The sequence below is a fragment of the Candidatus Ponderosibacter sp. Uisw_141_02 genome (assembly GCF_048087665.1).
In the GTDB taxonomy this organism is placed as follows: Bacteria; Pseudomonadota; Alphaproteobacteria; order Puniceispirillales; family Puniceispirillaceae; genus UBA3439.
The window spans coordinates 379294-392926 of sequence record NZ_CP159807.1 but is presented as its reverse complement, the minus strand read 5'-3'; the positions used below and the strand labels follow the sequence as shown (position 1 = coordinate 392926).

Here is a 13633-nt window from a genome sequence, read left to right as displayed (position 1 = left end):
CATGTGCCGGCACGTTATCGCGAAAGTCACGCCTGCCGCAACAAAAAGACGATTGAAACCAACGCTATTGAGGCGTAATCAATCGAAATGACAAAAACACATGATCTCACCACAGGCTCGCTTGCTGGACATTTTCTGCGGCTTGCCGTACCGGCTGCCATCGGCATGGTATTTTCAACACTCTATAATGTTGTCGATGTGTTTTTTGCAGGCTTGATCAGCACCGATGCACAAGCTGGCCTCGCCATCTCCTTTCAGGCCTTTTTCGTTTTTGTCACGATTGGTTTTGGCCTTGGATCGGCAATGACCGCGCTTGTTGGCAATGCCATTGGCGCGAAAAACACCGCCGATGCCAGCAAAATTGCGATGCAGGGCATTGGCTTTGCAATTTTGGCGTCGGCTTTACTGATTATTATGGCGCTGGTGCTTGGCCCGCATTTATTGGCGTTTATCTCGACCGAAGGCGCCTATCGCGACGCTGGCACTGCCTATTTCACCATCCTGCTTTTCAGCCTTCCCGGCTTTGTTATGGGATATGGGTTAAACGGCCTTTTGCAGGCGCGCGGCGATACGGTTTCGATGCAATATGCGCTGATCGGTGCTTTTTTTGCGAATATCGGGCTGAACCCGCTGATGATGTTTGGCATTCCGGGAATATGGGACGGGATGGGGTTTGACGGCATTGCCGCCGCCACAGTGATTAGCCAGACCGGCGTTATGGTCTTTATCGGATTTCGGCTTGCCGGATCATCGCTAATCGATCAGAAAAAATTTGTCGATATTCTTCCCGATTTGACCGTTTACCGGCAAATTCTGGCACAGCTTTTACCGACAACATTTACCATGCTCGTGATGTTTACCGCCGGATTCATCGTGCAATTCTATTTGAAAACATTTGGCACATCTGCGGTTGCCGCTTACGGCGTTGCGCTTCGGGTTGAACAGTTATTTCTATTGCCGGTCTTCGGCCTGACAGGCGCATTATTGCCGATTGCCGCGCAGAATTTCGGCGCTGGCGAGAAAGAGCGTGTTCGCATTGCATTATTCACCTGCTGGAAATTTGGCTGGCTATTTATGTTTGTGGCCTGCCCAATCCTGTATTTTGCCGCGCCTTTTTTAATGCGCACCTTTACCCCTGATCCGGCAGTGATCGAAATTGGTGTCAGCTATCTTCGGGTTGATGGATTTATTCTGCCGATCTATATGATGCTATTTGCTATCAATTCCCTGTTACAGGCGCTGAAAAAACCAATCTGGACATTGCTTATCGGCATTTATCGCCAAGCTTTTGGCGTGGCGTTTTTCAGCTATATCTTTGTTCACATCTGGGAGTTTGGCGTGATTGGCGTTTGGTATGGTATTGCCACCAGTGTTCTATCTGGCCTGATCTTATCCTTGATCCTTGCCCATCATGCGGCAACACCACTGATTGGCGGTCTTTTCAGCCGTAAAAGCAAGGCTGAAAAAACCTGCTAGCTTTGGCCTTCCGGCATGGCCATTTCATGCATCATCAACGCAAGCGCATCAGCCGTATCAACATCGCGCAAAATAGCCGGATCATCACATGGTACAAGATTTTGCACAGCCTGATGATCATCAAGCAATTGTCGCCCGCCAGAATCCCCCGTCATGGCCGCAAGTTCGGGGAAAAACGCCTTTCCCCAAAGCACGGGGTTACCGCGCTTACCATCGCTGGTCGGCAAGGTAATACAGCGGTGATGATCTTCACGGTCAAGATGGCTTTGCACCAGCCTATCCAGCAATGGCGCTGATAAAAGCGGCATATCACCAAGCGCGATCAACAGATCGGTTACATCAGCGTCCAGCGCGGCAACCCCGACCCCGACCGAACTTGCCTGACCCTGCGCATAATCAGGATTAAACACCAGATGAACCGGCAAACCCTCCAAAGCGGAAGCAACCTTATCTGCCTCATGGCCAATGACAACGACCAACGGCGATAAACCCGCTTCGACCAACGCCTCGGCGGCGTGCCGGATCAGCGGTTTTCCGGCAACCGGCGCCAATAATTTATTGACCGTCCCCATGCGGCGCGATTGACCCGCAGCCAGCAAAATACCGGCCATTTTATCTTCGGTATGCGGGCTTGTCGCAAGCACACGCGGCATCGGGCGCGACGCAATCTCCATCAGCAGCCCGCCGGCCGCCATTTCGGCAAGCTCACCGCGGCTAAGCGGTATATCGGCAAGCACCAATTGCAGCACCCAATCAAGCCCGTTTAATTTTGGTGAACGCGCACATCCCGGCATGCCAATCACATGATGATGCCCAAGATCACTGCCAAGCTTGCCAATCATCAGCAAATTTCCCGGATCGACAGCAAGGCCGAATTGATCGATTTCACCGCCAGCGAGAACCAGCGCTTGTGGCAATTCGTCCTGACGATCAATGATGGCCGACCCGCCACAAACCAAAATAATTTCGGCACCAGCAGCAACGGCTAGGCGCATTTCGGCTGCAACCACCGCGCGATCATGAGCGCAAATACGGCTATCGACAAGCCGGCTTCCAAGCTGGGCAAGCCGCGCCTCGGTCACTTTTTGCGTGGCGCTGAACAAACGATCCCTTTGCCCCGCAAGACGCGTTTGAATAAGCCCAAAATTACAATTACGAAGCGCATGAAATGAAAATGCCACCCGATCAACAAACAAATTCTCAACGGCAATAATTGATGATTCCGCGACAAAAAAGGGAATGATCTTCAACGTCGCGGCCATCTGACTCGCATCAAGAAGCTGGTTATGCTGAACCAGCGAAAAGGTCATGGCCTCGTCAATTTCATTTAACTGGCGGATCAGGGCGCGATCATAGCGGATGATGCCGCGTTGCAAGGTGCGGATATTGACCCGACCTGTTGCGGCACGAGTGAACGCAACCGTCGCTGGCGATAAGGCCCGCGCCAAACGCTCGGCCGCCTCATCTTCATGAATATCGCCATCGTCAGGCTTGGCGCAAATCAATGATGTGACGCCATCTTTCTTTAATTGCGCCACCATCTTTGCCGTCAGGATTGTGCCTTTTTTCAGATTGCCGCTACGCCCTGTTTGGCGATGTGCCAAAACAAGGCCAAGACAATCTGCAAGCGCAAAATTTGCCAGCTTCATTACGCTATCTTTCCGCGAAAGGCCGCCACCAATTCGGCCAGAACCGAAATGGCAATCTCGGCTGGCGTTTTCGCGCCAATATCCAATCCAGCAGGGCCTTTGATCTTGGCGGTCACGTCAGCGTCAAATCCGGCCGCCGCAAGCCGTTCCAGACGCGCCGCATGGGTTCGCCTGCTGCCAAGACAGGCAATATGAAATAACGGTTTACCAAGAACAAGATGAAGTGCCGCATCGTCAATTTTGGGATCATGCGTCAAAGCCACAAGCGCGGTTTCCTGATCAAGCGCCATCTCGCCAAGAACGCGGTCAGGCCAATCGAAGACAAGCTTTATGCCCGAAAATCTGTCCGCCGTGGCAAAGGTTCGCCGTGGATCAATGACGGTTACGTCAAACCCGCTTTGCGTTGCCATTGATGCTAGATGCTGGCTGATATGAACTGCGCCAATGATAATGATTTGTGGCCGCGGTGCCTGCACAAACCAGAATTCATCGTCAACCAGCGCACTGGCCGCTGGCAATGACGCCGCTTGTCGCGCTGGCCCGCCATGAACCGGAAGACAAAAACCAACCGGTAATCGGTGCGCTAGCGATTTGGCAGCATCGGCAAGAAGAACCGGCGCAAAGCCGGTTTCAGATACCGCCATCACAAGCACCGAAATCTTGCCACCACATGACAAACCAACTTCCCACGCGGTTGCATCAGCAACGCCAAAATCAAGCCGCTGGCTGCCGCCAGTTTTGATAATTTCGAGGGCGGCATTAATAACCGCACCTTCGACACAGCCACCCGATACCGAACCGGCAATTTGCGAATCTTCACGAACCAACATCAAAGAGCCAACCTGTCGCGGTGATGATCCCCATGTGTGAATCACAAAGGCCAGCGCCAGACGATGCCCCGCGCTGTGCCAGTCTGCGGCCTTTGTTAACAACGCATCATCGGCAAGCATCATATTGCTATCCAGATGATTGATTGGCTGATCGCTAATCATACGGTATGTTCCTTTTCTTGTGCATAGCCCGCATGAGCCAACACCAAATCTGCGGCAAGGCTGGCGCGCCGCGCGGCGGCCTGCCATTCAGCCAATTTCGCATCGCGCCGCGTTTGCATCATGGCAAGACTGGCCGTCAAATCCGTCATGGCCTGCAACGAATGGATTGGCAGGAAATGATCAACATGCTGGATCATTGTTCGCACCGAATGGCTTTTTGGCGCAAAGCCATCAAATCGTAAAAGCGGGTTTAACCATAATAATGCCGCTGTTGATTTATGCAGCCGTTCCATATGCATGCCAAGCGCATCATCCGGGTTGCGGTCAAGACCGTCAGTAATCAATAGGGTTATCGGACCCTGCCCCATAACGCGGCGTGACCATCTGTGATTAAATGTTTCAAGACTGGCACTGATACGGGTGCCACCCGACCAGTCATCAACAAGATGCGAAACCGATTGAACAGCCTCATCGACATCACGATGCCGCATCTCGCGGCTGATATTGGTCAGGCGCGTGCCAAACAAAAAGCTTGAAACCTGCGGGTGATTGCGGGTCAATGCATGAATGAAATGAAGCATGATCCGGCTATAATGTTCCATTGACCCGGAAATATCACACAGAATGACAAGCGGGCGCGGCTTGGTTATGACCGAACGAAATTTTGGAATGACCATCCCGCCCTGACGCTCGGCATGTTGCAATGCGGCGCGCATCGCAATCAACTGGCCGCGTGATGAAAGTTTTGACCGCCGCGCTGATCGGCGTGGCAATTTTGGCTGAAGATTGGCAATCGCCTGTTCGGCATGACGCATTTCCGCCGCCGACATCATTTCAAAATCTTTATGTTGCAACCGGTCGGTATCGGCTACTGTGCCTTCAGTGTCAAAATCAATTTCCACATCTTCAGCCGTGGTTGGCGGGTCATCGGGCGGATCAGCCAATGCGTCAGACAGGCGGCGCAGCATTGGCTCAACATCTTCTTGCTGATGACCCGCCGCTTTGATCCTTGGCAGTATCAAATCACGAATTCGTTCATGGAATTTCGGGTTTTGCCAGAACAGGTAAAACGCCTGATCAAATAGCGGCTTATCTTCACGCCGTTTTATCAAACAGCTTACCAGCGCATGATACAGAAAATCCTTGTCCGCCACCCCGACCGTTTTTGCCGCATCAATCGCCTCAAGCATGCTTGCCGATCCAAGCTTTAAGCCGATGGCGCGAAGCAAGCGCACAAACAACATGATATTCTGGTCAAGTTTCGGCGTTGGATGTGAAATGCGGGTTGGAACGGTTTCGATCATGCGCGCGACAGCTCGCCTTGAACCAATGCCGCTTGAACTTCCGATAGGATACGCGCCGCTTCGCTTCCCTGAATACGGCTAATGTCATCTTGATATTTCAGCAAAACACCCATCGTGGAATCAACAATTTGCGGGTCGAGTGCAACACAGTTCAATTCAACCAACGCCTGCGCCCAATCAATGGTTTCGGCAACCCCCGGTGATTTGAATAATTGCTGGCCGCGAAGGGTTTGCACAAAATCAACCACCTGTGCCTGCAAAACAGCGCCAGCCTCGGGTGCTTTGAGCGCAAGAATTTCACGTTCAACTTCACGGCTTGGATAATCAACCCAATGATAAAAGCAACGCCGTTTCAACGCATCGTGGATTTCACGCGTCCGGTTCGAGGTTATGATTACAATCGGCGGCGTGGCAGCGGCGATTGTGCCAAGCTCGGGAATGCTGATCTGCCAGTCCGACAAGAGTTCGAGCAAATAGGCTTCAAACGCCTCATCAGCACGGTCAATCTCATCAATCAGCAGAATCGATGCGCCGCGCGGATTGGCGCGCAAAGCACGAAGCAACGGGCGCTCGATCAGGAAATCCTCACGAAACAGGTTATCCGAAGCCGGTTCCTCATTTTTGGCAGCTTGCCGCTGCGCCTGAATTTCAACAAGCTGGCGCGCATAATTCCACTCATAGGCAGCCTGATTAATATCCAGCCCCTCATAACATTGAAGCCGAATCAAATCACGATCAAGCACATGAGCAAGCATTTTGGCGATCTCGGTTTTACCAACGCCGGCCTCGCCTTCAAGAAAAAGTGCCCGTTGTTTTGCCAAGGCCAGAAACAGGCTGACTGCCAATCCGTCACTGGCGATATAGCCCGCAGAACCAAGCTCTTTTTGAACAGCCTCTACGGTATTAAATGCCAACATTGGTCTCATCAACCCCTTTTTCAACAACCCCTGAATTCCAATTGCATGTTTACAAATTCAGCGAATCCAGACAAGCTTTTCCTTATAGTGAAAGCTTTCACCAAATAATTGTTTTTAAATTATCAGCCGAAGGAGAGACAAATGCGAACCATTACAATGAAAGTAAATGGGGTCAGCACAAGCCATGATGTCTCAGACAATACATTGCTTGTTTCATTCCTGCGCGAAACCATGGGGCTGACCGGAACGCATATTGGCTGTGATACCAGCCAATGCGGAGCCTGTGTCGTGCATGTAAATGGCAAATCGACGAAATCATGCACCATTCTGGCGGCCCAGCTTGAGGGCGCTGAAGTGACAACAATCGAAGGGATTGCCAATGGTGATGAATTGCATCCAATGCAACAGGCATTCCATGAAAATCATGGCCTGCAATGCGGTTTTTGCACTCCGGGAATGGTGATGAGCGCAATCGAGCTTGTCGAAAAAAATAAGAACCTATCCGAACGTCAAATCCGTGAAGGACTTGAAGGTAATATCTGCCGCTGTACCGGATATCACAATATCGTGAAATCAGTGCAGGACGCTGCTGGAAAAATGGGAGGGTAAAATGCCAGAAGGAACTGTAAATCAGGGAATTGGCGCATCTGTTCGCCGCAAAGAGGACAAAAGATTTCTAATCGGAAAAGGAAATTACACAGACGATATCAATCGGGCAGGCCAGCTTCACGTCTATTTCCTTCGCTCTCCTGTCGCATTTGCGGATATTGTTTCCATTGACAAGCAGAAAGCTGAAAAAGCATCTGGAGTCGCGGCAATTCTGACCGGCGAAGATGTGGCTGCCGATGGTCTTGGCGGTCCTATTTGTGGATGGGCACCAACAAACAAAGACGGTTCGGCCCCATCTGAGCCACCGCACCCAATCCTTGCAAATGGACGGGTACGATATGTTGGCGATCATGTTGCAGCGGTGTTTGCCGAAACCCTTGAGCAAGCAATGTCTGCCGCTGAACTTATCGATGTGACCTATTCAGAAATGCCGGCAATCACCGATCTGAAATCAGCAATGAATAGCCCACAAATCCACGATGGTATGGAAAATAACACCTATTTTGATTGGGAACTTGGTGACGAAGCGGCCACCGAAGACGCCTTTGCCAAGGCCGCAACGATTGTCAATGTCGACATTCGAAATAACCGGGTGATTCCAAATGCGATGGAGCCACGCGCCGCTGTTGCCGATTTTGACACTGGCGATGGACGCTATACGCTTTTCACCACATCGCAGAATCCCCAATTGACCCGCCTTGTTATTGGCGCGTTCATGTTGAACATCCCTAAGTCAAAGTTTCGCGTTGTGGCACCAGACGTTGGCGGCGGATTCGGATCAAAGATTTATGTATATCCTGAAGAAGCTGTTTGTGTTTGGGCCTCAAAAAAGCTTGGACGCGCGGTTAAATGGACCGCCGACAGAACCCAAGCATTTCTTGGCGATGCGCATGGACGAGACCACATAAGCGAGGTCAAGCTTGCCCTCGATAAAAACAACCGCATAACCGGGCTTAGAGTCGATACGCTGGCAAATCTTGGTGCCTATCTATCTGCCTTTGCCATGGTGACGCCAACCTATCTTCACGGAACGCTGCTTTCGGGTGTTTACGATATCCCGGCGATCTACACGAATGTGAAAGGCATCTGCACCAATACAGTGAATGTTGACGCCTACCGCGGCGCGGGAAGACCCGAAGCAACCTATCTTCTGGAACGGACAATGGATGTTGCCGCAAAACAGGTTGGCATGGATCCGGCAGAATTCCGGCGTTTGAACTTTATTCCGAAAGATGCATTTCCGTATCAAACGGCTGTCGCGCTTCAATATGATGTTGGTGACTATGAGCCACTGTTAGATCGGGCGATGGCGATGATCGATTATAAAAATTTTGAGGATCGGCGTGCGGCATCTGCAAAGAATGGGAAATGCCGTGGCATTGGCATTAGCACCTATATCGAGGCGTGTGGCATTGCGCCATCTGCAGTGGTTGGCGCGCTTGGTGGCCGGGTTGGCCTATATGAAAGCGCAGTTGTCCGCGTCGATCCAACCGGCACCATCTCAGTGCTGACAGGCACCCATAGCCATGGTCAGGGCCATGACACAACCTTTGCGCAACTTGTTTGCGACAAGCTTGGCGTCGATATCGAGGCCGTCGAAATTGTCCATGGCGATTCGGACCGAACAGCTTTTGGCATGGGCACATATGGCTCACGGTCACTTGCCGTTGGCGGAACAGCCATATCAAAAGCCTTGGACAAGGTAATTGCCAAGGGCAAGATCATCGCTGCGCATATGCTTGAAGCCGCTGATGCCGATATCGAGTTCAAAGACGGTAAATTTACTGTCACTGGCACAGATCGGGGAAAATCATTTGGCGAGATTGCGCTATCGGCCTATGTCCCGCATAATTTTCCACATGACCGTCTCGAACCGGGCTTGGAAGAAACTTCGTTTTATGACCCATTGAATTTCACCTACCCATCAGGAACGCATATTGCCGAGGTGGAAATTGATCCGGCAACTGGCGTGGTGGAATTAGTCGATTGGGTATGTTGTGATGATTTTGGCAATCTGATCAACCCGATGGTTGTTGAAGGCCAGGTTCATGGCGGCATCGCCCAAGGTGTTGGCCAGGCATTATATGAAGAAGCAGCGTACAATGATAATGGGCAATTATTATCAGCTTCCTATATGGATTATTGCATGCCGCGCGCGGATCATTTTCCAACTATGAAGGTTGAAAATCTGGTGACCGCCTGCACGCATAATGACCTTGGCGTCAAAGGATGTGGCGAAGCCGGCGCCATTGCATCACCGCCAGCTGTTATCAATGCTGTTGTTGATGCTTTGTCGCCTCTTGGAGTCACAGACATAACAATGCCAGCAACACCGCAAAAGGTTTGGCAGGCAATTCAAGCTGCGCAAACCAAAGCAGCCGAATAAGGAGACGATTCATGTATTCAACAAAATATGTTAAAGCCAAAGACATTGATGACGCTGCCACGATCATGGCATCGGCTGAAGATGGTAAATTTCTGGCTGGTGGCATGACGTTAATCCCAACCTTAAAACAGCGACTTGCCAATCCTGATTGTCTGGTTGATCTGTCGGCTTGTGGATTATCGGCCATTGATGATGACGGCGGTGCCATCCGCATTGGCGCGATGACGCGTCATGTTGACGTTGCCGAATCTGCGCTTGTGCAAAAGGCCATTCCGGCGATTGCTGATCTGGCTGGTCATATTGGTGACCGGCAAGTTCGCAATTGCGGCACGATTGGCGGCTCGCTTGCCAATAATGATCCGGCAGCCTGTTATCCTGCGGCTTTGCTAGCACTTGGTGGCACGGTTCACACCCAAAACCGGTCGATCACTGCCGAGGATTATTTTGACGGCATGTTTGAAACCACGCTTGAAGAAGGCGAGATCATCCGTGAAGTTAGCCTGCCAAAGCCTGAAAAAGCCGCTTATGTCAAATTCCCAAATCCGGCCTCGCGCTATGCGATGGTTGGGGTGTTTGTGGCAAAATTTGCCGATGGCGTTCGTGTTGCCGTAACGGGTGCTGGTGAAGATGGCGTTTTCCGTGCCAGCAATCTTGAGGCCGCGCTTGATGCGAATTTCAGCGCTGATGCGATTGCCGATGGAACGGTGTCGGCTGATGGCTTGATGAGTGATATTCATGCTTCGGCCGAATATCGGGCGCATCTTATCGGCGAAATGACCCGCCGTGCAGTAACGGCCTGCGGTTGATAAAGCATCCAACATAAAATCAAAAAGGGTCAGCTTGCTGGCCCTTTTTTATGCGCTTTCATTGCCGTTATCCCTGGCCACGCCGGTTTTGCCACCATCACCAGCCTAAAAAGGATTTTTTTCACACTGCATAATTGATCATTCTGGAATTTTAATTAGTCTTAGAAACATATTTCCGCTTGATGTCGCGCCGTGGCACATTCACTTTACATATTTTTTCAAGAGAGTCGGTTTCATGTTTCATTACCCGCATAATCATGTCGAAATTCGCGATGCTGTTGCCAAATTATGTACCGATTTTGACGGCAAATATTGGCAGGCCTGTGATGCTGACCGCGCCTATCCTTCGGCATTTGTGAAGGCATTGACCGACGCTGGGTATCTATCGGCATTGATCCCTGAGGAATATGGTGGTCTTAGCCTGCCCATTTCGGCTGGTGCGGCCATTTTGGAAGAAATTCACCGTTCGGGCGGCAATGCCGCTGCCTGCCACGCGCAGATGTATACAATGGGAACCGTTTTACGCCACGGATCGGACGCACAAAAACAGCAATATCTGCCTTCGATTGCTGATGGCAGTTTGCGGCTTCAGGCCTTTGGCGTAACCGAGCCAACCAGCGGCACCGACACAACCGCGCTTCGCACAACCGCGCGGCGTGATGGCGATGATTATGTGGTCAATGGACAAAAGGTCTGGACATCACGCGCCGAATATTCCGATTTGATGCTGTTACTGGCGCGAACAACACCGCTTGACCAATGCGCCAAAAAAACTGACGGATTGTCAGTGTTTCTGGTCGATATGCGCGAAGTTCGTGGCAAATCACTCACCATCACGCCAATTCGCACAATGATGAACCATTCATCAACACAGCTATTCTTTGACGATATGCGGATTCCGGCAACCAGCCTTGTCGGCGAAGAAGGCAAAGGATTTCGCTATATTCTATCCGGAATGAATGCCGAACGAATTTTGATTGCTGCTGAATGTGTTGGTGATGCCAAATGGTTTATCGAGCGGGCATCAACCTATTCGGGCGAGCGAAGTGTATTCGGACGGCCAATTGGCCAGAATCAGGGAATCCAATTTCCGATCGCACGCGCCTACAGCCAAATGCGCGCTGCCGAATTAATGCTTCAGGAATCAATCCGGCTTTATGAGGCTGACGAAAATCCGGGCGAAGAGGCCAATTTGGCAAAATTGCTTTGCGCCGATGCATCATGGGCAGCTGCCGAAATGTGTGTTCAAACCTATGGTGGCTTTGGTTTTGCCGAAGAATATGATGTTGAACGTAAATTCCGCGAAGCACGGCTTTATCAGGTGGCACCAATTTCGACTAATCTGATTCTAAGCTACATCGCCGAACATGTGCTGAAGCTGCCACGGTCCTATTAAAGACGGGCTTATTACAGGCGGGCAATTAATTACAGCGCCAGCAATCCCTCAACCCCAGCCCAGATCAATCTCGCGGCAGCTAGAAACAAGATGGTGTTTAGCACCGGCTTGAAATAGCGCCCACCAGCCTTGGTGAGAAATCGGCTGCCAATGATCGTGCCGATAAAACCACTAATCAACATACCAATGATCAAGATTATGTAGGGTCCAAACTGAAAGCCGATCAGACCAAAAATCAGCACTTTTACAAAATGCTGAAACGTCATCATCAGGGAATGGGTTGCCACATGCGGCACCGGATCCAGATTCATGCTTTTCACCATCGCCGCAATAAAATTGCCGGTTGCGCCGAAAAACATCGTCAAAAAGCTGGAAACAATACCGCCAAGCAAGATATAGCGCTGCTGGATGGGTGGCAGTTTGGCAAACACTGCCCAAATGATGAAATTGCCCAATGCCAGCTGCACCGCCCATGGCGGCAGTTGAACCACCACCATAGCGCCAAGACCAGCACCGATCACCGTTCCGATCACAAAAGGCAGGGCTGGTCGCCACACAACGTCCTTAAGCATGATGCCAGCACGACCGGCATTTGAGCCAAATTGAACAATGCCATGAACCGGAATCAACGCCGCAGGCGGCAATAACAAGGCCAGCAAAGCGATAAGCGTAAAGCCGCCACCAATGCCAAAAGCAGCCGAGATAAACGATGTCACAAGGCTCGCCGCAACAAGCAGCCCCGCATCAAGCAATGGCATCGCTGGCGGTAACAGGAAAACAAGCTCGTTCACAATAATCAGTCCTTAATGCAGGCAGGTGACATCATCACCATGAGGTTTGGCACCACAGTCAAGACGCCTAAATCATCGCAAGCGCAATCATCAGGGTTAAAATTTTGGTATTTAAAATTGCGGCATCTAAAACCATGGTAAGGTCAAAGCCGGCTCCACCAATCCGTTTTGACAGGGGAATCTTAATCAAAACAAATCAAGCTGACAATTGCTTGCGATCATTGTACCGGCTATTTTACCATGGTGCCTGGGATGACTGGCAAGGCTAATTGATAATCACCAGCCATTATGCGGCGGTAACCCATTCAGGAGGCAATATCAATGAAACCTCAAAACCCACCCAACGGGCCAAAAGACGCTAAGGCACGGCGGCAAATTGCGCCGGTCATTTGTTATCCAACCGATGGCTTGCCGCATCCTGATATGGAGATTCTAAACGCCGCCCGTACCCGCCTTGTCAAAACCGGCGAAGTGATCGTGCCACCACGCGATGCCCGCTGTTTTGATGTTCCAAAAGGTCATTTTTTCCGGATTACCAGTATCGAAGGCGCACAGGTTGGCGATTTGAACCTATGGTCGGCACATGATCTGACCGAACATTTCTATTCAGGAAAAACCCGCGCCCTGCACGGAACACATCTTTCGACTGGCGACCGCATGTGGTCAAAATTCCCGCATCTGCGCCCGCTTGCCACAATTAGCCACGATACGCTTGATTGGTATGGCTGGGATGATGATGGCGGGTCAGTTCACGATGTGATCGGCACCAGATGCGATCCATATACCGCCAAATTACTTGGCGATATCGACTATCATCATTGCTGTCATTCAAATTTGATTCGCGGCTTGGCGGCGCATTGCCAGCTTGACCATAATGCTGCCGAACCATTGATCCATGATGTGTTGAATGTATTTATGTGTACCGGCTTTACCAAAGACACGCATCAATATTTCATGAAGGCAAGTCCAGTTCGCCCGGGTGATTATATTGAATTTTTTGCCGAGACTGATTTGATTGGCGGCCTATCGGCCTGTCCAGGTGGTGATTGTTCGGCTAAACATTCATCTGATCACGCATCCTGTTTTCCGCTTCTTGTCGAAACCTTTAAATCCGGTTCTACAGACCTTGATAAATTTTCCTATCTGACCAAATCAACCTACAGCGGCGCGCATCAAGATTAGACTCGCGCTCAATTCTGGCCAGAATTTCAAACATGAGTCATCTCCAAATTTGGCTTTAAAACATGCCCCGAACCTTGCACGGCATTGTTCGTCTTGAACCATACTGCCAATTCTTCAAGCGCATC

Annotated in this window: 11 protein-coding genes; 6 read left to right on the top strand and 5 right to left on the bottom strand. The window is 50.8% G+C overall.

Annotated features, from left to right (window positions below; genetic code table 11):
* Positions 1–87: 87 nt before the first annotated feature.
* A complete protein-coding gene (locus ABXT40_RS01965) occupies positions 88–1476 on the top strand; it encodes an MATE family efflux transporter (protein ID WP_443646164.1) in 1389 nt (462 codons plus the stop codon).
* On the opposite strand, the gene ABXT40_RS01960 is transcribed toward ABXT40_RS01965, so the two are convergent.
* The 4 genes from ABXT40_RS01960 to ABXT40_RS01945 are packed head-to-tail and all read right to left on the bottom strand — an operon-like array spanning position 1473 to position 6338.
* Positions 1473–3125, bottom strand: coding sequence for an NTP transferase domain-containing protein (locus ABXT40_RS01960; RefSeq protein ID WP_443646163.1), 1653 nt, complete (start codon positions 3123–3125; stop codon positions 1473–1475). The genes ABXT40_RS01965 and ABXT40_RS01960 overlap by 4 nt on opposite strands.
* A complete protein-coding gene (locus ABXT40_RS01955) occupies positions 3125–4117 on the bottom strand; it encodes an XdhC family protein (protein ID WP_443646162.1) in 993 nt (330 codons plus the stop codon). Before ABXT40_RS01955 ends, ABXT40_RS01960 begins: the two co-directional genes overlap by 1 nt.
* Positions 4114–5421, bottom strand: coding sequence for a vWA domain-containing protein (locus tag ABXT40_RS01950; protein ID WP_443646161.1), 1308 nt, complete (start codon positions 5419–5421; stop codon positions 4114–4116). The genes ABXT40_RS01955 and ABXT40_RS01950 overlap by 4 nt, the downstream gene beginning before the upstream one ends.
* Positions 5418–6338: an AAA family ATPase gene (locus ABXT40_RS01945; RefSeq protein ID WP_443646160.1), complete on the bottom strand. Its 921-nt coding sequence runs from the start codon at positions 6336–6338 to the stop codon at positions 5418–5420. The genes ABXT40_RS01950 and ABXT40_RS01945 overlap by 4 nt, the downstream gene beginning before the upstream one ends.
* A gap of 141 nt (positions 6339–6479) precedes the next feature.
* Between ABXT40_RS01945 and ABXT40_RS01940 the strand changes: the two genes are divergently transcribed.
* The 4 genes from ABXT40_RS01940 to ABXT40_RS01925 all read left to right on the top strand — a co-directional run bounded on the left by ABXT40_RS01940 (position 6480) and on the right by ABXT40_RS01925 (position 11535).
* Positions 6480–6947 carry a (2Fe-2S)-binding protein gene (locus ABXT40_RS01940; protein ID WP_443646159.1) on the top strand — a complete coding sequence of 156 codons (468 nt, stop codon included), beginning with the start codon at positions 6480–6482 and terminating at the stop codon, positions 6945–6947.
* 1 nt (position 6948) lies between these two features.
* Positions 6949–9333 (top strand): xanthine dehydrogenase family protein molybdopterin-binding subunit, encoded by a 2385-nt coding sequence (locus ABXT40_RS01935; RefSeq protein ID WP_443646158.1) that lies wholly within the window; start codon positions 6949–6951, stop codon positions 9331–9333.
* Positions 9334–9344: 11 nt separating this feature from the next.
* The gene (locus tag ABXT40_RS01930; protein WP_443646157.1) at positions 9345–10139 is read left to right on the top strand and encodes an FAD binding domain-containing protein; all 795 of its coding nucleotides are present in this window, start codon (positions 9345–9347) and stop codon (positions 10137–10139) included.
* 235 nt (positions 10140–10374) lie between these two features.
* Positions 10375–11535: an acyl-CoA dehydrogenase family protein gene (locus tag ABXT40_RS01925; protein ID WP_443646156.1), complete on the top strand. Its 1161-nt coding sequence runs from the start codon at positions 10375–10377 to the stop codon at positions 11533–11535.
* 29 nt (positions 11536–11564) lie between these two features.
* On the opposite strand, the gene ABXT40_RS01920 is transcribed toward ABXT40_RS01925, so the two are convergent.
* The gene (locus tag ABXT40_RS01920; RefSeq protein WP_443646155.1) at positions 11565–12326 is read right to left on the bottom strand and encodes a sulfite exporter TauE/SafE family protein; all 762 of its coding nucleotides are present in this window, start codon (positions 12324–12326) and stop codon (positions 11565–11567) included.
* A gap of 321 nt (positions 12327–12647) precedes the next feature.
* Between ABXT40_RS01920 and ABXT40_RS01915 the strand changes: the two genes are divergently transcribed.
* On the top strand, positions 12648–13508 hold the full coding sequence (locus tag ABXT40_RS01915; protein WP_443646154.1) for an urea carboxylase-associated family protein: 861 nt from the start codon (positions 12648–12650) through the stop codon (positions 13506–13508).
* The last annotated feature ends 125 nt before the right edge of the window (positions 13509–13633 follow it).